The 23148-nt window shown below is 69.1% G+C and carries 15 protein-coding genes and 1 pseudogene; 15 read left to right on the forward strand and 1 reads right to left on the reverse strand.

The genetic code is table 11. The features are described 5' to 3' along the window. Nucleotides 1–57: 57 nt before the first annotated feature. The 13 genes and pseudogenes from ACQP2E_RS09065 to ACQP2E_RS09125 all read left to right on the forward strand — a co-directional run bounded on the left by ACQP2E_RS09065 (nucleotide 58) and on the right by ACQP2E_RS09125 (nucleotide 18219). Nucleotides 58–1359, forward strand: coding sequence for a hemolysin family protein (locus ACQP2E_RS09065; protein WP_433829766.1), 1302 nt, complete (start codon nucleotides 58–60; stop codon nucleotides 1357–1359). Nucleotides 1360–1495: 136 nt separating this feature from the next. Further along, a complete protein-coding gene (locus ACQP2E_RS09070; RefSeq protein WP_433829768.1) occupies nucleotides 1496–2734 on the forward strand; it encodes an SLC13 family permease in 1239 nt (412 codons plus the stop codon). A 1723-nt stretch (nucleotides 2735–4457) separates the two neighbouring features. Continuing rightward, entirely contained in the window at nucleotides 4458–4547 is a 90-nt protein-coding gene (gene kdpF / locus ACQP2E_RS09075; protein WP_433829770.1) for a K(+)-transporting ATPase subunit F, read from the forward strand. After that, entirely contained in the window at nucleotides 4547–6193 is a 1647-nt protein-coding gene (kdpA, locus tag ACQP2E_RS09080) for a potassium-transporting ATPase subunit KdpA (RefSeq protein ID WP_433829772.1), read from the forward strand. Before kdpF ends, kdpA begins: the two co-directional genes overlap by 1 nt. Next, nucleotides 6190–8280 carry a potassium-transporting ATPase subunit KdpB gene (gene kdpB / locus ACQP2E_RS09085; RefSeq protein WP_433829774.1) on the forward strand — a complete coding sequence of 697 codons (2091 nt, stop codon included), beginning with the start codon at nucleotides 6190–6192 and terminating at the stop codon, nucleotides 8278–8280. The genes kdpA and kdpB overlap by 4 nt, the downstream gene beginning before the upstream one ends. 5 nt (nucleotides 8281–8285) lie before the next feature. Then, the gene (locus tag ACQP2E_RS09090) at nucleotides 8286–9110 is read left to right on the forward strand and encodes a potassium-transporting ATPase subunit C (RefSeq protein ID WP_433829776.1); all 825 of its coding nucleotides are present in this window, start codon (nucleotides 8286–8288) and stop codon (nucleotides 9108–9110) included. 6 nt (nucleotides 9111–9116) lie between these two features. Further along, nucleotides 9117–11597, forward strand: a complete 2481-nt coding sequence (locus tag ACQP2E_RS09095; RefSeq protein ID WP_433829778.1) for a DUF4118 domain-containing protein — start codon at nucleotides 9117–9119, stop codon at nucleotides 11595–11597. 22 nt (nucleotides 11598–11619) lie between these two features. Continuing rightward, nucleotides 11620–12981 (forward strand): annotated as a pseudogene (locus tag ACQP2E_RS09100) (sensor histidine kinase); the annotation flags it as partial. Beyond that, nucleotides 12978–13643 carry a response regulator gene (locus ACQP2E_RS09105; protein ID WP_433829780.1) on the forward strand — a complete coding sequence of 222 codons (666 nt, stop codon included), beginning with the start codon at nucleotides 12978–12980 and terminating at the stop codon, nucleotides 13641–13643. The pseudogene ACQP2E_RS09100 and the gene ACQP2E_RS09105, both read left to right, overlap by 4 nt. A 59-nt stretch (nucleotides 13644–13702) precedes the next feature. Next, nucleotides 13703–15253, forward strand: coding sequence for a methyl-accepting chemotaxis protein (locus tag ACQP2E_RS09110; protein WP_433829782.1), 1551 nt, complete (start codon nucleotides 13703–13705; stop codon nucleotides 15251–15253). A gap of 79 nt (nucleotides 15254–15332) precedes the next feature. Further along, the gene (locus tag ACQP2E_RS09115; protein WP_433829784.1) at nucleotides 15333–16448 is read left to right on the forward strand and encodes a WD40/YVTN/BNR-like repeat-containing protein; all 1116 of its coding nucleotides are present in this window, start codon (nucleotides 15333–15335) and stop codon (nucleotides 16446–16448) included. Further along, nucleotides 16445–16741: a MoaD/ThiS family protein gene (locus tag ACQP2E_RS09120; protein ID WP_433829786.1), complete on the forward strand. Its 297-nt coding sequence runs from the start codon at nucleotides 16445–16447 to the stop codon at nucleotides 16739–16741. The genes ACQP2E_RS09115 and ACQP2E_RS09120 overlap by 4 nt, the downstream gene beginning before the upstream one ends. A gap of 929 nt (nucleotides 16742–17670) precedes the next feature. Beyond that, complete coding sequence (locus ACQP2E_RS09125) at nucleotides 17671–18219, forward strand: TetR family transcriptional regulator (protein WP_433829788.1); 549 nt, start codon at nucleotides 17671–17673, stop codon at nucleotides 18217–18219. A gap of 512 nt (nucleotides 18220–18731) precedes the next feature. Here the strand turns inward: ACQP2E_RS09125 and ACQP2E_RS09130 are convergent. After that, a complete protein-coding gene (locus tag ACQP2E_RS09130; RefSeq protein WP_433829790.1) occupies nucleotides 18732–19730 on the reverse strand; it encodes an SDR family NAD(P)-dependent oxidoreductase in 999 nt (332 codons plus the stop codon). A gap of 157 nt (nucleotides 19731–19887) precedes the next feature. On the opposite strand from ACQP2E_RS09130, the gene ACQP2E_RS09135 reads away from it, so the two are divergent. Next, nucleotides 19888–21867 carry an MDR family MFS transporter gene (locus ACQP2E_RS09135; protein ID WP_433829792.1) on the forward strand — a complete coding sequence of 660 codons (1980 nt, stop codon included), beginning with the start codon at nucleotides 19888–19890 and terminating at the stop codon, nucleotides 21865–21867. A 29-nt stretch (nucleotides 21868–21896) separates the two neighbouring features. Beyond that, on the forward strand, nucleotides 21897–23102 hold the full coding sequence (locus ACQP2E_RS09140; protein ID WP_433829794.1) for a hypothetical protein: 1206 nt from the start codon (nucleotides 21897–21899) through the stop codon (nucleotides 23100–23102). Nucleotides 23103–23148: the final 46 nt, after the last annotated feature.

The raw sequence follows: 23148 nt of genomic DNA on the forward strand, positions 1-23148 counted from the left end.
CCTGAGACCTTCGCGAAGCGCCACGCCGGCGCGTGTGCGAAGACTTCGAAGGAGTTGATGTCCGCCGTGGGCGGATACGGGTGGCAAGTTGTCCTCGTCGTAGTGCTGGTGCTGCTCAACGCGGCCTTTTCCGGTAGCGAGATGGCTCTCATCTCGCTACGGGAGGGCCAGTTGCAGAGACTGGAGAGGCAGTCACGCACCGGGAGGACGCTCGCCAAACTGGCGCGGGATCCGAACCGGTTCCTGGCGACCATCCAGATCGGCATCACCCTCGCCGGCTTCCTGGCCTCGGCAGCCGCCGCGGTCTCCCTGGCCCAGCCGCTGATCAAGCCGCTGAGCTTCCTCGGTACGGCCGCCGACACGGTCGCGATCGTGCTCGTCACGATCGTCCTGACGTTCTTCACCCTGGTCATTGGCGAGCTGGCCCCGAAACGGATCGCGATGCAGCGCGCCGAGGGCTGGGCCACGCTCGTCGCCCGGCCGCTCGACATCATCGCGACGATGAGCCGGCCGGTGATCTGGCTGCTCGGCAAGACCACCGACCTGGTGGTCCGCCTGGCCGGCGTCGACCCGAACGCGAGTCGCGAAGAGGTCAGCACCGAAGAGATCCGCGACATGGTCGCTCAGCAGCAGGACTTCACGGCCGAGCAGCGCACCATCATCAGCGGCGCGTTCGAGATCGCCGACCGGATCCTGCGGGAGATCCTGGTGCCCCGCCGTGACGTGCTGATCCTGCCGGCCGAGACGCCGGCGGCGGAGGCTCTGGACAGGCTGGTCGCAGGCGGTCACTCGCGGGCGCCGGTGACCGGCCCGATGGGTCTCGACGACGTCCTCGGCGTGGTCCACCTGCGTGATCTGATCGGCGCGCAGGGCCCGGTCCGCGAGTTCATGTTCAACCCGCTGTTCCTGCCGGAAACGCTGAAGGTCTCCGACGCGATGCGCCAGCTGCGCTCCCAGCACCAGCAGTTCGCCATGGTGGTCGACGAGCGCGGTGCCATCGACGGCATCATCACGATGGAAGACCTGGTCGAAGAGGTCGTCGGCGAGATCTATGACGAGACCGACCGGGACGTGCAGTCGGTGATCCGCGAAGAGGACGGGACGATGCTGCTGCCCGGCACCTTCCCGATCCACGATCTCCCGGACATCGGCGTCGACATCGAGGAACTCGACGCCGGTGACTACACCACGGTCGCCGGCCTGGTCCTGGCCCGGCTCGGCCACATCCCGACCGAGACCGGCGAGACCGTCACGATCGACGGCCACACCGCCGAGGTCGTGGAGATCACCGGCCGGGCGATCACCCGGCTGCGGTTGCGCCCGCTGGCCGAGAAACCGTCCGAGGACGTAGCAGTCTGACGCTTCCGGCTGGGATGCATCATTTTTTTGGGTGGGTGCGTCTCTTTTCGGGCGGGTGTGTCATTTTCCGGCGGGTGTGTCGCGCGACGCATCCCGCCCGGTCGCGGTCCGGCTCGTCACGACCTAGGCTGCGCCGGTGTCCATGATCATCGCGTTGGTGCTGCTCGGCGCGGTGCTCGCGTTCGCGGTAGCGCGGCCCAGGGGGTTGCCCGAGGCCACCGCGGCGGTTCCCGCCGCGTTGCTGGCCGTCACCCTAGGCCTGGTCACTCCGGCTGCGGCTCTTTCCGAGGTACGGGAATTGGCACCGACAGTGGCATTCCTCGCCGCTGTTCTGGTTCTGGCGTACACGGCGGAGCGGCACGGTGTGTTCGGATACGTCGGAGCGGTGGTGGCCCGCTCGGGCAAAGGTCGGCCGCGCCGCCTGCTCGCCGCGGTATTCGGGGCGGCCGCGCTGACCACGGCCGTGCTCAGTCTGGACGCCACCGTGGTGCTGCTGACTCCGGTGGTCTTCGCCGTGGCGGCGCGGGCCGGGGTCATGCCGAAACCTCATGCGTACGCCTGCAACCACCTGGCGAACTCGGCGTCCCTGCTGCTGCCCGTGTCGAACCTGACGAACCTGCTGGCCTTCGCCGCCAGCGGCCTCACGTTCGCCGGTTTCGCCGCCCTGATGGCGGCGCCCTGGATCGCGGTGATCGCCGTCGAGTACCTGATTTTCCAGTTCTTCTTCGCCCGCGATCTCGACCTGCCGGCGTCGAAGGAACCGGAGCATCCGGGCCCGGCCCCGCGATACGCCCTGAGCGTCCTCGGCGTCACCCTCGCCGGGTTCGCGATCCTGCAGCCGCTCGGGGTGGAACCGGCCTGGGTAGCCGTCGCCGGCGCCGCCCTGATGGCGGTACCACTGCTGCGCCGCCGCACGATCAAGCCGGTCTCGCTGATCGTCGAGGCGCACCCGGCGTTCTGCGCGTTCGTACTGGCGCTGGGCGTGGTGGTTCTGGCAGTCCGCGACAACGGTCTTGGCCACTGGGTGGACAGGCTGGTGCCCCATCATGACGATCTGCTGAGCCTGCTCGGCGCGGCGGTACTGGCAGCCGTCCTGGCAAACCTGCTGAACAACCTGCCGGCGACATTGGTGCTGCTCCCGGCCGTGTCGTCATCGCCGGGGCTGCTGCTGGCGGTGCTGATCGGGGTGAACGTAGGCCCCAACCTCACCTACGTCGGCTCGCTGGCGACGCTGTTGTGGAGGCGCATCCTGCACGCGCGGGACGCGGCCCCGCGTACGTCGGAGTTCCTGCGACTCGGCGCGCTGACGGTGCCACTGGGCCTGGTGGCAGCGGTGACGGCCCTCTGGGCGGGCCTGCATTTGTCCGGCGTCTAACGGCCCGCCACTGCCGGAGACGCGGCAAGACAACCCGCTACGCCCAGCCCACCCGCCGATTCGGCCGCGGTAGGTCTGCGGTCGGTCCGCGGTCGGTCCGCGGTCGGTCCACGCGTCCACCGTTCGCGTGTTCGCGGCGGTCTGGTCGTCAGCGTGTTCGCTTGTTCGCGGCGGTCTGCTCGTCAGCGTATTCGCGTGTTCGCGTGTTCGCGGCGGTCTACTCGTCCGCCGTTCGTGGTCGTCGCGCTTTGCCCCGCTGAGCCGCCCCGCTGAGCCCCGCTGCGCCCCGCTCCGCCCCGCTGAGCCCCGCTCCGCTCTGTCTGGATCTTGTGGACTTCCCCGTAGACGTGTCCGCACAACTCCGCAAGATCGAAGAGGACTGGTCGATCTTGCGGGGCTCAGAACACTCGTGAGTCTCCAAGATCGGCACGTCCATCCGCTGTGGCGGCAGAGCGTCACGACAAAGCACGCCAACCACCCGAAACCGACGAGCCGCGGACGGCCGTCCCGCAAACTCGTGCACTCGTGGTCGATCAGCCGGCCAAACCGCACAAGATCTCCGCGCGGCTGCCGCGGCGGCACAAGCTCACAAGATTCACTCGTGACCGGCCGAAGCGAGCGCGCCACCGGCACCCGCGGCCGCACGAGCCGGCTACATCCCGGCCGGCGGCCCATCCCGGCCGGCGGCCCATCCCGGCCGGCGGCCCATCCCGGCCGGCGGCCGCAAGATTCACCCCAGTCGGCTGTCACGGCTGTCTCGGCGGCCGTGAAGCCGCAGTGGCAGCCAGCTTGTAGTAGATCTTGGGCTCGGGTCGTGCGGCTGTCGCTGAGGGCTGTCGGAAACTCCGCGAGGCAGTACTCGGCACCGGCTGGACAGCAATGGGTGAGTCATAGCGCGCCGGCACTTCGGCGACCGCTCGGCTCTGCCGTTGCGGTGCGCATGAGGCGGGTCGGGCGGGCGGTGGTAGCGGGGTGGCCGGGTGGCGAGACGCGGGCACACGTAGGCGGCTGGTGGCGGTGATCAGGCCGCACCGAGTGTGTCCGTGAGCTCCTGTCACGGTCCTGGCGTGGATGAGATCGCACCGAGGCGTTGCGTGCGACCTCACCCATCCGGATTGAGCGGTTCGTGCGACCTCACCCACGCACGGTGAGCGCCCGGCGGGAGGCTGCCCGCACCCAGGTGGATCGAGCCACGGGTGGCCATCGCACGCGGAGGCCTTGGGCAGGGGCGGTCAGCGCACGCGGAGAGCTTGGGCAGGGGCGGTCAGCGCACGCGGAACGGTGATGCGTCCGCTGACCGCCACTGCCTTGGCCTGTCCGGCCTCTGCCTGCCCTCGCCCCGAGCGACAGGCGGCGACAGGCGGCAACAGGCGGCAACAGGGGGCGACAGGCGGCGAACAGGTGGCGACAGGCGGCGAACAGGCGGCGACAGGCGGCGAACAGGCGGACGGAAGGCGGTGGGCTGGCGGGCCTGGTGGCAGGTGGGTGGGTGGCTGGTCGGGCCTGCTGCGGTACCGGCGTCAACAGGGTGTGAATAAGGGGGGCAGGGGCGTCTGCGTGGTGTGAACGGACCTGTCGACACCACGCCGCGCGGGATTTGCTTTGGGTGCAAGCAAAAAACCTCTCGACTCTGGAGTTCTCCCGTGGCTGATCTCGGGTTCGTCGTTCTCACGGTGGCGCTGTTCGCCGCGCTCACCGTGCTGATCCGGGCGGTCGAACGCTGATGAGCGCCGTCAACCTGGTCGGCCTGATCCTGGCCGTCGCTCTCGCTGTCTTTCTCGTGGTCGCCCTGCTCTTTCCGGAGAAGTTCTGATGGCCGGCTGGATATTCGTGCTGTCGCTGGTCGCCGCGATCGTGGTGGTGTACCGGCCGTTCGGCGACTACATGTACCGCGTGGTGACCGGAGCCCGGCACCACGCCGTGGAACGCACCGTCTACAAGGCTGTCGGCGTCGACCCTCAAGCCGGGCAGACCTGGGGTGTCTACGCACGAAGTGTGCTGGCGTTCTCGGCCGTGTCGCTGCTCTTCCTCTATCTGTTCCTGCGTGTGCAGGACAGGCTGTGGCTCTCCCTCGGGCTGCCCGCGGTCACCGACCACATCGCCTGGAACACCGCGGTCAGCTTCGTGACGAACACGAACTGGCAGGCGTACTCGGGTGAGTCCACGATGGGTCATCTGGTGCAGATGGCCGGGCTCACCGTGCAGAACTTCGTCTCGGCGAGCGTCGGCATCGCCGTCGCGGTGGCGCTGATGCGCGGGTTTGCGGCCCGCCGATCGAGTGAAATGGGCAACTTCTGGGTCGATCTGACCCGGATCACGCTGCGGATCCTGCTGCCGCTCTGCGTGCTCACGACGCTGATCTTCATGGTCGCGGGTGTGGTGCAGAACCTCTCCGGCGGCACCGACGTGACCACGCTGACCGGGGCCACCCAGCATGTCACCGGCGGCCCGGTCGCCTCCCAGGAGGCGATCAAGGAGCTGGGCACGAACGGCGGTGGGTTCTACAACGCCAACTCGGCTCACCCGTTCGAGAACCCGACGACCTGGACGAACTGGCTGCAGATCTTCCTGATCCTGCTGATCCCGTTCAGCCTGCCCCGGGTGTTCGGCCGGATGGTCGGGCAGAACCGGCAGGGTTATGCCATCGCCGCGGTGATGGCGATCCTCGCCATCGGCAGCATCGCCCTGACGGTCGCCTTCGAGAACCACGGCGGCGGTACGGTCCCGCAGGCGGTCGGCTCGGCCATGGAGGGCAAGGAGACCCGGTACGGCGTGACCGGCTCGGCTGTTTTCGCCGCTGCCACCACGCTGACCTCGACCGGTGCGGTGAACTCGTTCCACGACTCGTACACCGCGCTCGGCGGCATGATGCCGATCGTCAACATGATGCTCGGCGAGGTGGCGCCCGGCGGCACCGGTTCGGGTCTGTACGGCATGCTGATCCTCGCCGTGATCACGGTGTTCGTCGCCGGCCTGATGGTCGGCCGCACGCCGGAGTACCTCGGGAAGAAGATCGGCGCCCGCGAGATGAAGCTGGCGTCGCTGTACTTCCTGGTCACCCCGATCCTCGTGCTCGCCGGAACAGCGGTGGCTTTCGCCACCGGAAACAACACCACCGCGCTCAATGCCGGACCGCACGGCCTCTCCGAGGTTCTGTACGCCTTCACGAGCGCCGCCAACAACAACGGCTCTGCCTTCGCCGGCATCACGGTGAACACCGGATGGTGGGACACCTCGCTCGGACTCGCCATGCTGCTGGGCCGTTTCCTGCCGCTGATCCTGGTCCTCGCGCTGGCCGGCTCACTCGCCAGACAGCAGCCGGTGCCCGAGTCCGAGGGCACCCTCCCGACTCATCAGCCGCTCTTCATCGGCATGGTCGCCGGCGTGACGGTCGTGCTGGTCGCGCTCACCTTCCTCCCCGCTCTCGCTCTCGGACCCCTCGCGGAGGGCCTCTCATGACCGCCGTACTCGACAAGCCCGCCGCCGAACCCGGCGACGGAACAGCACAGAAGCCGGTCAAGGCCGGCCTGATCGACCCGAAGCAGTTCGGCAAGAGCCTGCCGGACGCGCTGCGCAAGCTCGACCCGCGCACCCTGTGGCGCAACCCGGTGATGTTCATCGTCGAGGTCGGCGCGGTCTTCACCACGGTGCTGTCGATCGCCGGCCCGAGCCTGTTCGCCTGGCTGATCACCGGCTGGCTCTGGCTTACGGTGATCTTCGCGAACCTCGCCGAGGCGGTCGCCGAGGGCCGGGGCAAGGCGCAGGCCGCCGCACTCCGATCGGCCAAACAGGACGCCGTCGCGATCCTGGCCGACGGCAAGGAGATCGCGGCCACCGAGCTCAAGCAGGGCGACGTGGTCGTGGTCGAGGCCGGCCAGACCATTCCCGGTGACGGCGACGTCATCGAGGGCATCGCCAGCGTCGACGAGTCGGCGATCACCGGCGAGTCGGCGCCGGTGATCCGGGAGTCCGGCGGTGACCGCTCGGCCGTCACCGGCGGCACGAAGGTGCTCAGCGACCGGATCGTCGTCCGGATCACCCAGAAGCCCGGCGAGAGCTTCGTCGACCGGATGATCGCCCTGGTCGAGGGCGCCAACCGGCAGAAGACGCCGAACGAGATCGCGCTGAACATCCTGCTCGCCGCGCTCACGGTGATCTTCCTGCTCGCGGTGGTGACGCTGCAGCCCCTGGCGATCTTCTCGAAGGCCTATCAGGCAGCGGCGCCGGACACCTCGGCCATCGACGGGAACGGCGTCACCGGCATCGTGCTCGTGTCGCTGCTGGTCTGTCTGATTCCGACCACGATCGGCGCACTGCTCTCGGCCATCGGCATCGCCGGCATGGACCGTCTCGTGCAGCGCAACGTGCTCGCCATGAGCGGCCGGGCCGTCGAGGCAGCCGGTGACGTGAGCACGCTGCTGCTCGACAAGACCGGCACGATCACTCTGGGAAATCGGCAGGCGTCCGAACTCGTACCCCTGAATGGTGTTGATCCGCAAGATCTCGCCGACGCGGCGCAACTGGCCAGCCTGGCTGATGAGACGCCCGAAGGGCGTTCGGTGGTGGTGCTCGCCAAGAACGAGTACGGAATCCGGGAGCGCGAGCCGGGGCTGATCGGCGAGGCGACGTTCGTGCCGTTCACCGCGCAGACTCGGATGAGCGGCGTGGACATCGGCGATCGCAGGATCCGTAAGGGTGCCGCGGCCGCGGTGATCAAGTGGACCGGGTCGTCGAGTGCCGAGGTGGACGCGATCGTCGGCCGGATCAGCGACCAGGGCGGCACACCGCTCGTGGTGGCCGAGAACGATCGGATCCTCGGCGTCATCCACCTCAAGGACGTGGTGAAGTCCGGGATGAAGGCGCGGTTCGACGAGATGCGCCGGATGGGCATCCGGACCGTGATGATCACCGGCGACAACCCGCGCACAGCGGCCGCGATCGCCGCCGAGGCCGGAGTCGACGACTTCCTCGCCGAGGCGACGCCGGAGGACAAGCTCGCGCTGATCAGGAAGGAACAGCAGGGCGGGCGCCTGGTCGCGATGACCGGGGACGGCACCAACGACGCGCCGGCCCTCGCGCAGGCGGACGTCGGCGTCGCGATGAACACCGGCACGTCGGCCGCGAAGGAGGCCGGCAACATGGTCGACCTCGACTCGGACCCGACCAAGCTGATCGAGATCGTGGAGATCGGCAAGCAGCTTCTGATCACCCGGGGCGCGCTCACCACGTTCTCGATCGCCAACGACATCGCCAAGTACTTCGCGATCATCCCGGCGATGTTCGCGGCGGTCTACCCGGGCCTGGACACGCTCAACGTCATGCGCCTGCACTCGCCGGGCTCGGCGATCCTGTCGGCGGTCGTCTTCAACGCCATCGTGATCGTCTTCCTGATCCCGCTCGCGCTGCGCGGAGTCCGGTACCGGCCGTCGTCGGCGAGCGCGCTGCTGCGCCGAAACCTGCTGGTTTACGGCCTCGGCGGTGTGATCGCGCCGTTCCTCGGCATCAAGCTCATCGACCTGTTCATCCAGCTCATCCCCGGGATCTGAACCTCATGAGAATTCCTTCATGGCTTGCTCAACACGTGGCCGCGCTGCGGGCGCTGCTCGTCTTCACCGTTCTGCTCGGCCTGGCTTACCCGCTGATCTTCGTGGGCGTCGCGAAAATACCCGGAATTTCCGATAAATCGGGTGACGTCACGCTGATCGGGCAGTCCTTCACCGACGCCGACGGCAACCCGATGACTCGCTATTTCCAGAGCCGGCCGTCAGCAGGTGGCTACGACCCCACCGCCACCGGCGCCAGCAACCTGGGTCCGGAGAGTGTCGTCGACACGCTGTCGGACGACGCCGAGGAGGCGGCACAGAGTCTGCTCACCCAGGTCTGTGCGCGCAGCCTCGCCATCGGCAAGCTGGAGGGTGTCGACGGCAACCGTCCGTTCTGCACGCCCGATGGGGTCGGCGCGGTCCTCGCGGTCTTCCACCGCGACGGCTTCACCGGCCCGATCACCCGGGTGGTCTCGGTCAACCAGACCGGTACCCCGTTCGTCGCGACCTACCAAGGGGTGACGGTGGAGCCGGCCAGGAACGGCGAGGACTACCAGGCCCTCGGCGGCGTGATCACCCCGATCCGCGGTGACGCCCCGGCCGAGCCGGCCGTCCCGGCGGACGCCGTGACCGCCAGCGGCAGCGGCCTCGACCCGCAGATCAGCCCGGCGTACGCCGAACTCCAGGCACCGCGGATCGCCCGGGAGCGGGGCATCAGCCTCGACCGGGTGCGGGAGCTGATCGGGCAGAACACCGACGGCCGGGCACTGGGCTTCATGGGCGAACCGGCGGTCAACGTGCTGAAGCTGAACCTCGCCTTGGACCAGCGGTAACCCGTCATGGCTCGCGGCGAACTGCGGATCTATCTCGGGGCGGCGCCCGGCGTCGGCAAGACGTACACGATGCTGGAAGAGGCGCACCGGCGCGCCGGGCGCGGCACCGACGTGGTCATCGCCTTGGTCGAGACGCACGGCCGCAAGCACACCGCCGCGATGATGGGCGACCTGGAGGTGGTGGCGCGCCGCGAGCTGAGCTATCGCGGCGCGGCCTTCGCCGAGATGGACCTCGACGCGGTGCTGGCCCGCCGGCCCGAGGTGGCCGTCGTCGACGAGCTGGCGCACACCAACGTGCCGGGCACCCGGAACCCGAAGCGCTGGCAGGACGTCCAGGAGCTGCTCGACGCCGGAATCGACGTGCTGACCACGGTGAACGTGCAGCACCTCGAATCGCTCAACGACGTGGTCGCCCGGATCACCGGGGTCGAGCAGCGGGAGACCGTGCCGGACTCGTTCGTCCGGGGCGCCGGCCAGGTCGAACTGGTCGACATGACCCCGGAGGCGCTGCGGCGGCGGATGGCACACGGAAACGTGTACCGGCCGGAGAAGGTCGACGCGGCGCTCGGGAACTATTTCCGTACCGGGAACCTGACCGCGCTGCGTGAGCTGGCCCTGCTCTGGCTCGCCGACAAGGTGGAGCAGCAGCTCGGCCAGTACCGGGCCGACCACGACATCGAAGCCACCTGGGAGACCCGGGAGCGGGTGGTGGTCGCGCTCACCGGCGGCCGGGAGGGTGACACGCTGATCCGGCGGGCCGCCCGGATCGCCGCCCGGGGCAAGGGCGCCGACCTGCTCGCCGTGCACGTGACCCGCAGTGACGGGCTGGCCGGCGCGAACCCGGCCGAGCTGGCCCGGCAGCGGGTGCTCGCCGAGAGCCTCGGCGGCACGTACCACCAGGTCGTCGGCGTCGACGTGGCACAGGCGCTGCTCGATTTCGCCAGGGGTGTGAACGCCACCCAGATCGTGCTCGGCGCGTCCAGCCGGGGCCGGCTCGCGCGGATGCTCGCGGCCGGCGTCGGAGTCACCACGATCGCCCGGTCCGGCTCGATCGACGTGCACCTGGTCCCGCACGAGCTGGCCGGCCGGGGCCGCCGCCGCGGTCCGCTGCCGCCCGCGCTGTCCCGGGGCCGGCGGATCGCCGGGTTCGTCACCGCGCTGCTCGGCCTGCCGCTGCTCACCGCCGCGCTGGAGGTGGGACCGGCCCTGCCGCTCGTCGACGACATCCTGCTCTTCCTGGTCGCTGTCGTCGGGGTCGCGCTCGTCGGCGGGCTGTGGCCGGCGCTTGTCGCCGCGGTCGGCGGTTCCCTGCTGCTGAACTGGTACTTCACCCCGCCGGTCGGCCGGTTCACCATCGCCGAGGGGCAGAACCTGCTCGCCCTGGTGATCTTCGTGGGGGTGGCGGTGGCGGTCAGCTGGGTGGTCGACACGGCGGCCCGGCGTACCCGGCAGGCGGCCCTGGCCTCGGCCGAGGCACAGACCCTGGCGACCGTGGCCGGCAGCGTACTGCGTGGTCAGCGGCCGCTGCTGGCACTGCTCGACCGGCTTCGCGAGACGTTCGCCCTAAACTCGGTGACGCTGCTGGAGGCAGGCGTAGCCGTCGCGTCCGTCGGTGATTCCCAGGGGCCGCCCGACGCCGAGGTCAAAGCCGACGACGACGTGCTGGTCCAGCTGCGCGGGCGCACTCTCGAAGCGTCCGACCGGCGGATCGTCGAGGCCTTCGCCGCCCAGGCCGCGGTCGCGTTGCGCCAGGAGCGCCTGGCCGCAGAGGCGGCCACCGCGAAACCCCTCGCCGAAGCGGATCGGTTGCGCACCGCGTTGCTCGCTGCCGTGAGCCACGACCTGCGTACGCCCCTGGCCTCCGCGAAGGCGTCGGTCGCCAGTCTCCGCAGCTCCGAGGTGGAGTTCGACGACGAGGACCGGGCCGAGTTGCTGGCCACCGCCGACGAGTCCCTCGACCGGCTGGATCGTCTGGTCGCGAACCTGCTCGACATGAGCCGGTTGCAGGCCGGAGCACTCGGGGTCAGTCCGGTCGAGGTGGGCGCCGAGGAAGTCGTACCCCTGGCTCTCGATGATCTCGGCCCGGAGGGCCGGACGGTGACCGTGCGTGTCCCGGAAGATCTCCCGATGTTGCACGCCGATCCCGGCCTGCTGGAGCGGATCCTGGTGAATCTGCTCGGCAACGCGCTGCGGTACAGCACGCCGGACGCGCCGCCGATGATCACCGGGAGCACGCACGGTGACACCGTGGAGTTGCGGGTCATCGATCATGGTCCGGGGATTCCGAGCGACCGGTGGGACGATGTGTTCCTGCCGTTCCAGCGGCTCGGCGACCGGGACAACCACACCGGCGTCGGGCTCGGGCTGGCGCTCTCCCGGGGACTGACCGAGGCGATGGGCGGCACACTGACGCCGGAGGAGACGCCGGGTGGCGGACTCACCATGATCTTGTCGCTGCCGATCGCCTTCCTCGGCCGGATGGAATGATCCATGCATGGTTCGCGAACGCGCCGCGGTGTCCCGGGGGAGGCAGGTCACCGGGTTCCTCACCGCCCTGATCGGGCTGCCGGCGCTCACCGGCCTGCTCGCCGCGCTGCCCGATCCGTCACTCGCCACCGACATCCTGCTGTTCCTGGTGGCGGTCGTCGGGGTGGCGCTGATCGGTGGGCTGTGGCCCGCGCTGGTCGCCGCGATCGGCGGTTCGCTGCTGCTGAACTGGTTCTTCACCCCGCCGTACGGGCATTTCCTGGTCGCCCAGCGGGAGAACCTGCTGGCGTTGGTGATCTTCGTGGGCGTCGCGGTCGCGGTGAGCTGGGTGGTCGACACCGCCGCGCGCCGGACCCTGGAGGCCGCGCGGGCGTCCGCCGAAGCACGGATGCTCGCCACGGTGGCCGGCAGTGTGCTGCACGGTGAGCGGCCGTTGCCGGCGTTGCTGGGCCGGCTGCGGGAGACGTTCGCGATGGACTCGGTGACGCTGCTGGACGCCGGTGAGGTGGTCGTGTCGGTAGGCGAGCCGGCCGGCCCGGCCGACGTCGAGGTCCGCGCCGATGGCGATGTCGTCGTTCAGTTCCGCGGGCGGACCCTGGAAGCGTCCGACCGGCGGATCGTGGAGGCCTTCGCCGCTCAGGCCGCTGTCGCGTTGCGCCAGGAACGGCTGGCCGCCGAGGCTGCCACGGCCAAGCCGCTCGCCGAGGCCAACAAGCTGCGGACCGCGTTGCTCGCTGCGGTGAGCCACGATCTGCGTACGCCTCTCGCGTCGGCGAAAGCGTCGGTGGCGTCGTTGCGCAGCTCCGAGGTGGAGTTCGACGACGAGGACCGGGCCGAGCTGCTGGCCACCGCCGACGAGTCGCTCGACAAACTGGGCCGGCTCGTGGCGAATCTGCTGGACATGAGCCGGTTGCAGGCCGGAGCACTCGGGGTGTCCGCCATCGAGGTCGGCGCCGAGGACCTCGTACCCCCGGCTCTTGATGATCTCGGCCCGGAGGGCCGGACGGTGACCGTGCGTGTCCCGGATGATCTCCCACCGCTGCACGTCGATCCTGGCCTGCTGGAGCGTGTGCTGGTGAATCTGCTGGCGAACGCGCTGCGTTACAGCCCGGAGGGCCGGCCGCCGATGATCACCGCGAGCGCGCACGGCGAGACCGTGGAGCTGCGGGTGATCGATCATGGGCCGGGCATTCCGGTGGACCGGTGGGACGATGTGTTCCTGCCGTTCCAGCGGCTCGGCGACCGGGACAACCACAGCGGCGTGGGGCTCGGCCTGGCGCTGTCCCGAGGCCTCACCGAGGCGATGAGCGGCACACTTACCCCTGAAGAGACCCCGGGAGGCGGCCTCACCATGATCATCTCTTTGCCCGCGGTCCCGGCATGATCCGGATCCTGGTTGTCGACGACGAGCCCCAGATCGTCCGGGCACTGCGGATCAACCTCAAGGCCCGAGGGTACGAGGTTGACACTGCACGGGATGGCGCCTCAGCACTGCATCTCGCCGCTCATCACCACCCTGACCTCGTCGTTCTCGACCTCGGCCTGCCCGACATGGAGGGCACCGAGGTGATCGGCGGCCTGCGCGGCTGGACCAACGTGCCGATCATCGTGCTCTCCGGGCGGGCCGACAGCACCGACAAGGTGGCGGCGCTCGACGCCGGCGCTGACGACTACGTGACCAAGCCGTTCGGCGTCGACGAGCTGCTCGCCCGGATCCGTGCCGTGACCCGGCGGATCCAGCCCGCTGACTCCTCTCCGGTTGTCAAGATCGGCGAATTCGTCGTCGATCTGTCGGACCGGTCGATCAGCCCGGACGTCCGGCTCACGCCGACCGAGTGGCAGCTGCTCGAACATCTGATCCGGCACCCCGGGAAGCTGATCACCCAGCGGGAGCTGCTGCACGACGTGTGGGGGCCGCAGTACCAGACCGAGACGAACTATCTGCGGCAGTACATGGCCCGGTTGCGCCGCAAGCTGGAGGCCGATCCGGCACGGCCGCAGCATTTGATCACGGAGCCCGGGATGGGGTATCGCTTCCGGCCTTAATCCGCTTCAGGCCGAGCCGATGGTAGGGATGGACCTGGCGACTTTCCCTGAGGAGACCCATGCGGTTGTTCGGTTCCCGTCAGGCGGCCCCCGAGGCCGCTCGCCCTGTGCCGCGGGACGTCGAGGCGCTGGAGGAGCTGGTCCTCGCTCTGGACAACGCGATCGACGAGAGCACCGCCTGGCGGATCACGGTGGCCAGCACTGTCGAGTCGTACGGCTTCGGGTACGGCGCGGTCTGGGTGCCGGAGGGCGGGCAGCTGCGCCTGATGCACGAGACCGGCCGGATCGCGCCGAAGATCCAGACCGCCGCCGGCGGTGTCACGCCGGGCCGGACCATCCCCGCGGACAGCGGGCTGGTGGGCAAAGCCTTCCGCAGCCGTCAGGCTGTCTACGCCGAGTCGCCCGAGGAGTGCGGCGACTGCCGGCGCGGGCAGGCCGCGTTCCAGAACGGCATGGTCGGCGCGGTGATCCTTCCGGTCGCCAAGGGCTCCGAGGTGCACGCGGTGCTGGAGTACTACTCGCCGGCGCCGCTGTACCTCGACGCGAACCGGCGGGAGAAGTTCACCGCCCTCGCCCGGATCGCCGAACGGGCCCGGGCCAGCGCGGTCGTCGCGGCCGAGCTGCGTCAGGTGGCCGACGACCGTACCGCCGTGACCACTGTCGTCACCAAGCTCGGCACGGCCGCGGACAGCCAGAGTGCGATCCGGACCGCCCTGGACAGCGTGCGCAGCGCATTCGGCTGGGCGTACGGATCGTATTGGGAGGTCGACCCGGACGAGAACGTGCTGAAGTTCCAGGTCGAGTCGGGATCGGCCGGCGACGAGTTCCGCCGGGTCACCCTGGCGGCCACGTTCGCCGAGGGTGTCGGGCTCTCCGGCCGCGCCTGGCGGGCCAAGGACCTGGTCTTCGTCCGCGACCTCGCCGAGATCACCGACTGCGTGCGGGCGCCCGCGGCGCAGCGGGCCGGCGTACGGTCCGGCGTCTGCTTCCCGATCATGAGCGGTGACCGGATCGTCGGCACCATGGACTTCTTCACCACCGAGTACATTGACCTCTCGCCGTCCCGGGCCGCCTCGTTGCGCAACGTGCAGCAGCTCGTCTCGCAGCGCCTGGACGTCCTGCGTGGCAGCGAACGGGCCGCCCAGAACGCCCGCGCCCTGCTCGACACCGTCGAGCGGCTGCGCAGCGCCAGCGGCGACGCCACATCGGTGGCCGAGCAGGCGGTCGACCGCGCCTCCGCGATGACCGCCGAGGTGGCCGCGCTCGGCCAGGCGTCCGCCGCGATCGGTGACGTCATCAAGATCATTGAGTCGATCGCCGAGCAGACGAACCTGCTGGCGCTCAACGCCACCATCGAGGCCGCCCGGGCGGGGGAGAGCGGCAAGGGCTTCGCCGTTGTGGCCGGCGAGGTCAAGGAGCTCGCCCGGGAGACCGCCGAGGCCACCAAGAAGGTCGCCGACCAGATCGCCGGCATCCAGGCCAGCGCCGAGACCGTCGCCGCGGGTATCCACACCACCAGCGAGACCATCGGCAAGATGGACAGTGTGCAGGCCAGCATGAACGATGTGCTTGCCGAGCAGGCGGAGATGGCTCGGGCGTTGCAAGGCTAACTCGTTCGATTCCCGGGCTGTCATGCGCGGTGCTTTGCGCCAGGATGTGTGTCGTACGGCACACCCGAGGGGAGCGAGCATGAGCGGTATTCGATTGCTGGTGGGCACCCGTAAAGGTGCTTTCATCCTGACATCTGATGGCGAGCGGAAGAAATGGGAGGTGAGCGGGCCGCACTTTCCGGGGTGGGAGATCTACCACGTGAACGGCTCGCCCGCCGACCCCAACCGGATCTGGGCCTCAGCGTCCGGTGGCTGGTTCGGCCAGGTCATCCACCGGTCCGACGACGGCGGCGTCACCTGGGAGCAGGTCGACCACGACTTCGCCTACCAGCCGCCGGTCGGAGATCATCTTTGGTACGACGGGACGTCGCGCCCGTGGGAGTTCAAACGGATCTGGCATATCGAGCCGTCCCGGACCGACCCCGACGTCGTGTACGCCGGAGCTGAGGACGCGGCTCTGTACAAGTCGACCGATGGTGGGCAGAAGTGGGTTGAGCTGGCCGGTCTGCGTACCCATGCCTCGGCTCCTCAATGGCAGCCCGGCGCTGGAGGCATGTGCCTGCACACCATCATTCTCGACCCGGTGAACCCGGACCGGATCTTCGTGGCGATCTCGGCGGCCGGCGCCTTCCGCAGTGACGACGGTGGCGTCAGCTGGCTGCCGATCAACAAAGGACTCGTCTCGGACGGCATCGCCGACCAGGACGCCGAGGTCGGGCATTGTGTGCACCGGCTCGCTCAGCATCCGTCCCGGCCGGACACGCTGTTCATGCAGAAGCATTGGGACGTGATGCGTACCGATGACGCCGGTGCCAACTGGCGTGAGGTCAGCGGTGACCTGCCGACCGACTTCGGATTTCCGATCGCGGTGCACGCGCACGAGCCGGAGACGATTTACGTCGTGCCTATCACGAGTGATTCGCTGCACTATGTGATGGACGGCAAGCTGCGGGTCTATCGCAGCCGGACCGGTGGGGATTCGTGGGAGCCGCTGACCAATGGGCTGCCGCAGGAGCACGTTTATGTGAACGTGCTGCGCGACGCCATGGCCGTCGACACACTCGACGAATGCGGCATCTACTTCGGAACCAGTGGCGGGCAGGTGTACGGGTCCTCGGACAGCGGGGATTCGTGGCGTGCTCTGGTGCGTGATCTGCCGCCGGTGCTGTCCGTGGAAGTGCAGGTGCTGCCGTGATCCGGGTGATCCTGCCGCCGCATCTGCGGACTCTGGCGAAGGTGGACCGGGAGGTCTCGGTTTCGGTTTCCTCGCCGGTTACTCAGCGGAGTGTGCTGGACGCGGTGGAGAAGGAATATCCGATGCTGCTCGGGACGATGCGGGATCGGAATACGGGGCGTCGCCGGCCCCTGGTGCGGTTTTTCGCCTGTGAAGAGGATTTGTCTAATGAGTCGCCGGATGCGGCTTTGCCGGAGCGGGTGGCTCAGGGGGAGGAGCCGTTCATGGTGGTGGGGGCCATGGCTGGTGGGTGATTTTTGATCTTTGCTTTTTGATCGGCGGCCGGGGTGGTTTCCCCGGCCGCCGGTGATTGTTCTCTGTGGTTATTCGATGGTGATTCCGAGGGCTGCCGGGGTTTCCGCGGGTGCCGGGGTTTCGGTGGGCGTCGGGGTTTCTGTTGCCGGCGGAGTGTCGGTTGTCGTCGGGGTTTCTGTTACGGCGGGGGTTGCCGATGCCGCTGGGGATTCGGTTACGGCCGGCGTTTCGGCTGCTGGAGTTTCTGTTGCTGCTGGAGTTTCTGTTGCAGCCGGGGTTTCTGTTGCAGCCGGAGTTTCTGTTGCGGCGGGGGTTTCTGTCGGTGCCGGTGTGCTGGTTTCGGCTGGGGCTGGGGTGTCGGTGGGCTCCGGAGTCGGTTCTCCGGGCGTGCCCGGTGCACTCGGCGCTGGGCCCGAGCCGCCTGGCATGGGGCCTTGATCGCCCGGAGTGCCTGGCCCGCCCTGGCCGCCCTGTCCGGTCTGTCCGCCCGGGCCGCTCTGTCCGCCGTGGAGGGGGCCGCCCGGCCATGCGGGTGAGCCGCTCTCGTATTCGACGTACAGGACATACAGCTTCCGTGCGCCCGCGAACTGTTGTTCACAATCGTGCTGGTCCCAGAACTCGAGGCGGGAGCCGAGCCTGCTGATCGCCTCGCAGGCCACCTTGGTCTCGTAGTGGCCGGCGACGCTCGGCGGGGCGTCCGGCGGCGGGTTTCCGGGCGATGCCAGGGCGGGACCGGCCCCGAACGTCGCACCCGCGAGGACGCCGAGACCGGCGATGGTCAGACTCCGTGTCGCCTTGCTCATGTCGAACCTTTCCACTTCCGTTGGTCATGACCCGGACAGCTGAGCACGGTTAATCCGAGAATTCTTCGCGTTCAGTGGGGTTTGGCCCCGAGGGGCAAATGTGTTTGACCGCCTACGATCGGGAGATGGTCAGACGGACCGGGGAAGCCACCCGCGAGGAGATCCGCACGGCGGCGACCCGCCTGTTCCGCGAGCGTGGTTTCGCCCGAACCTCGGTACGCGACATCGCCGCCCTCGCCAGCAGCAACCCGGCCTTGGTGATCCGGCACTTCGGTACGAAGGAATTGCTGTTCCTGGAGACCATGCATCTGACCATCGACGACGAGCCACTGCTGAACGTGCCGCCCGAGCAGCTGGGCGAACGCTTCATCGAACGCCTGCTGGCCGACGACGACATCCGCGGCGTGTACTTGGCGCTGGTCCGAGGCAGCAACGAGGCCCAGATCAAGGCCAGGCTGCAGGACATCCACGAGCACACGTTCGTAGGCCCGTTGAGGTCCAGGCTCGTCGGCGAGGACACCGACATCCGAGCCCGCCTGGCCGCAGCGGTGATCGGCGGGCTGTTGTACGCGCTCTGGGTGGTCGGCGACGAGGTCCTGGTGGCAGCCGACCCCCGCGAGCTGGTGGTCCGCTACGGATCCCTGCTCCAGCAGATCCTGACCCCACCAGCCTGAAACAGGCGCGCCAGCGGAATCCCGGCGTCCGCCGGCCGCCGCTGTGACGGCGGTGAGCGCACGCGAACGCTTATCGCGTGCGCGCCCCGCCCTGCCCGGCGAGCAGAGGGTCGACGGGGGTCGCATGGAGCGGCGTCGACGGGGTCGCATGGAGCGGCGTTGACGGGGGTCGCATGGAGCAGCGTTGACGGGGTCGCACGCAACGGCAACGTGTGCCCGCATCCCTGCCCTGGCCGTGATGAGGTCGCACGGATCGTCATTGTGCGACCTGGTCCAGGTCGATTCGGGCGATCGTGTGACCCCGCCTACGCGCCTCGGGCCCACGGTGTGCCCCGGCCAGCCCTCACGTGGCGCACGGTCGTTGCTGGGGTGGGTGCGGCCAAGGCGGGACGGGGGCGCACGGTGCGCCCGCGGCTGGCTTTTTGAGGGTGGGCGCGAGAACACCGTGCGCCCTGTTGGCCCCGTGCACCCCTGTCGGCCTCGGTCGGCCTCGGTCGGTCCCGGTTGGGGTGTTACTGGACTGACCAGCCTCCGTCGGAGGGGAGGATTACGCCGTTCAGGTTTACGCCGTCGTCGCTCAGTAGGAAGGTGATCGAGGCGGCCAGGTGTTCGGCCAGGGCTACCGGGGGGATCGTGCGCAGGTGGGGGCCGGTGCGGGCCAGGCCGTAGTCGGACTGGTTGCGGGGGACCATGCCGGTTGCCACGCCGCCCGGGGCTACCGCGTTGACGCGGATGCCCTCCGGGCCGTACATGAAGGCGGTGTTCTTCGTGATGCCGACGACCGCGTGCTTCGACGCCGTGTAGGCGACGCCGGCCGCGTTGCCGCGCAGGGCCGCTTCGGAGGCCACGTTGACGATCGAGCCGTTCTTCGCCTTCAGCATCGACGGGGCGACGGCGCGGGTCAGTTTGAAGACGCCGTCGACGTTCACGGCGAAGACGCGCTCCCAGACGGCGTCGGCGGTCTCGTGGATCGGGGTGAAGTCGTCGACCACGCCGGCCACGTTGGCGAGGCCGTCGATGCGGTCGCCGGCTGCCTCGATGATGCGGGCGACGTCGTCGGCCTTGGTGATGTCGGCGATCACCGGGATGACCGACGAGCCCAGACCGGCGGCGAGGTCGGTCAGACCCGCGGAGCTGATGTCCACGGCGACGACCCGGCCGCCCTCGCGGACGATGCGGGACGCGGTGGCCCGGCCGATGCCGGACGCGGCGCCGGTGACGATCACGGTCTTGCCGTCGAAGCGACCCGGCGTGATCTTCTCGCGCCAGCCGGTGCCGCCGTCGTCGGCGGGCGCCACGCCGCCGTTGACCGACAGCACCAGGTGGTCGACGGCCTCCTGCGGGATCTGGCCCTGGCTCATCGCGACCAGCTGCTGCAACGGCAGGCCGCGGGCCGGGGCGAGGCGGGACTCGTCGAAGTCACCGCCCTGGCCGAGCAGCGCGCGGATGGCGGGGCCGCCGTCCGGGTGGTCGAGCCACTCACCCACTGTGCTGGAAGCGCCAAGCGACATCTCGAATCCTCTCGATACAAGGCTGACCTGCGAAAACTCCGAAGTCAACTTAGTTTACTTCGACGAATTCGCCAAGACAGCCCCGGGATTTGCCAGGAGAGCCCCGGAATTCGCCAATAGCGCCCCGGGAGATCGGTGAGCGGGCCACGATCAAGAAATGCCCGTCCTGAGTCGTCGACAGGTCAATGTCGTCTTCGTCGCGATCCTGCTCGGGATGCTGCTGGCAGCCCTCGACCAGACGATCGTGTCCACCGCGCTGCCGACGATCGTGGCGGACCTCGGCGGCGCCGGGCACATGTCCTGGGTCGTCACGGCGTACCTGCTGGCCGAGACGATCGCGACGGTGCTGGCCGGCAAGTTCGGTGACCTCTTCGGCCGCAAGCTGGTCTTCCAGGTCAGCGCGGTGATCTTCGTGGCCGGCTCGGCGCTCTGCGGTCTCGTGCAGGACATGCTGATGCTGGTCGGCGCCCGCGCGATCCAGGGCATCGGCGCGGGCGGCCTCATGGTCACCGCGATGGCGTTGATCGCCGATGTCATCCCGCTACGCGAACGCGGCAAGTATCAGGGCGCGCTCGGCGCGGTCTTCGGCGTCACCACGGTGGTCGGGCCCACCCTGGGCGGGCTGTTCACCGACCACCTGAGCTGGCGCTGGGCGTTCTACATCAACGTGCCGATCGCGATCATCGTGATCGCGATGGCGGCCAAGGCCATCCCGTCGATCAAGGCCGGGGGCAAGCCGGTCATCGATTACGCCGGCATCGGCCTGATCGCGGCGGCCGCGACCACGATGATCCTGGCGCTGGAGTGGGGCGGCAGCGAGTACGCCTGGAGCTCCCCCACGATCATCGGAATGTTCGCCGGCTCGATAGCCCTGTTCGCCGCGTTCGTCGTCGTCGAGATGCGGGCGAGGGAACCGATGCTGCCGATGCGGCTGTTCCGCAACTCGGTCTTCTCGGTCTGCTCGACGCTCAGTTTCATCGTCGGGTTCGCGATGCTCGGCGCCATGACGTTCCTGCCCACCTATCTGCAGTACGTCGACGGTGTGACGGCGACCGGCTCCGGCGTACGGACGCTGCCCATGGTGGCCGGCCTCTTCATCATGTCGATCCTCTCCGGCAACGTGGTCAGCCGCACCGGCCGGTACAAGATGTTCCCGATCGCCGGCGGCGCCGTGATGACGGTCGGCCTGTACCTCATGTCGACGATGGGTACGACCACCAGCACCTGGCTCGAATCGCTGTACATGTTCATCCTGGGCGCCGGCATCGGCCTGTCCATGCAGGTGCTCACGATCGTCGTGCAGAACACCGTGCCCTACGCCGACCTCGGCACCGCCACCTCGGGTGTGACGTTCTTCCGTACCCTGGGAAGTTCGTTCGGAACGGCGATCTTCGGCACTCTGTACTCCAGCCGGCTGGAGGGTGAGCTGACCGGCGCGATCACCTCGACCGGGGTCGCACCGGCCGTGGCGCAGAGCCCGACCGCGCTCAACGCGCTCGACGACGCCCTGTCCGGGCCGATCATCGCGGCGTACGCGGACGCGATCAACTACGTCTTCCGCTGGGTCGTCCCGGTCGCGGTGCTCGGCTTCCTGGTGGCCTGGCTGCTCAAGGAGCTGCCGCTGCGGGACAGTGCCCGGGCCGCCGCGACCGACGTCGGCGAGGGCCTCGGCGCGCCCGCGACCGACGACCGGGTCAGCCAGCTGGAACGACAGATCAGCGACACCATGCGGCGGGCGCGCGACGACCGGACGATCATGGACGGCGTCCTGGCCGGCTCCGGCGCCGACGTCAACCCGTCGCAGGCGTGGGCGATCGGGCAGACGCACCTGCACGTGACCGCGAAGGGCAAGGCTGAGCTGCCGGCCATCGCCCGTCAGCATCGGATGCCCGCTGAAGTGCTGGAACCCACGTTCGAAGATCTTCGACAGGCCGGATATGCCCGGGTTGAGGGTGATCAAGTGCATCTGACCGAGGCCGGTCAGGAACAGTTCGAACGGGTCCGGCACGCGTGGCGCCAGTGGCTCGACACGAATCTGGACGACATCGCGCGCACCGATCCGGACGACAAGGTGTTGATCGACCAGGCGTTGAACAACATCGCCACCCGGCTGGTCGACGAGCACCGACCCGCTTGATCTAGGCCTTCGCAGGCTACTGTCCACCAATGGGATTGCTGGACAGGTTCGTCGGCTCACCGCAGCGCCGGTTCGCCCAGCTGGCCCTCCGGGTGGCCCGGGGGACTCCTGGGGTGGAGCGCGCGACCTACCGCGCGGACGAGTTCGCGATCGCGATCCATCGCACCGGCGGAGCCGGTCCGGCCCACCTCTATCTCTCGAACGTCTTCCGCGAGACCGCGGAAGCCACCCCGGCGGAACGCCGGGAGCGCCTGGAGCGTCTGGTCAAGCTCATGGCCGCGCCGCCGGCTGACGACACCTGGGAGACGGTACGCGCGAAGCTCCGCCCCGTGGTCCGCCCGGTCACGTTCGGCGCCGCCGGCCCGGTGGGGATGCGGCCGCCGCTGTCCCGGATGGCCATGCCGTTCCTGCGCGAGCTCGTGGTGATCGACGCACCGGACGCGATGGCGTACGTGATCCCGGACCGTCTCGACGAGTGGGGTGTCACGGCCGGCGACGTCTTCGAGGCGGCCCGGGAAAATTTGGCCGAGCTGGCCCGCCGCTCGCTGGCCCGTCCGTGGCCGGCCGGCCCGAGCCTGATCCGGATGCTCGACGACGGCGACGGGTACTTCACGTCGCTGCTGCTCCAGCCCGGCTGGCTGGCCGACGTCGGCGAGCGGATGGGCACACCGGTCCTGGCGTTCGCGCCGGACAACAACACGCTGCTGGTCAGCCCGCTGCCGGAGAACGAGGCGGACCAGCTCTACGCCGTCGTCGAGCGCGGTTTTCAGGAAGCGGTGCGCTACCTGTCGCCGGTCGGGTACGTCGCCGGACCCGGTGGGGTCTCGGTTCCGTACACGCCTGTGGCCGGGCATGTGCACTATCTGCCTGCCCGCCGGGCCGAAGCGGTGCTGGCCCTCACCGAGTACTCCAACCAGACCGACTGGCTCGCCGAGCAGTACGAGAAAGCCGGTGTCGACGTGCACGTGGGCCGGCTCATCGCGGTCGAGCCGCCCGACGGCGGACCGGCCGAGACGATCGCCACCTGGGTCGAGGGTGTCAGCACGCTGCTGCCCAGGGCCGATTCGGTGGCGTTCGCCCGCCCGGAGTCGGGCGTCGAGTTCCGGGTGCCGTGGCACCTGGTCGAGGAGCAGGCCGGCCTGAGCCCGGAACCGCTGCTGGCGCCGTCTCGGTACCGGGTGGAGGACTGGCCGCCGGCGAACGTGCTGAGCAGCCTGAAAGCTGACGAACTCTAAGCGTGCTCACCTCGGTTTGCCGGGTGCCACGACGCGGGGCCAGACT

It is taken from the genome of Actinoplanes sp. CA-015351 (genome assembly GCF_050955685.1).
In the GTDB taxonomy this organism is placed as follows: Bacteria; Actinomycetota; Actinomycetes; order Mycobacteriales; family Micromonosporaceae; genus Actinoplanes.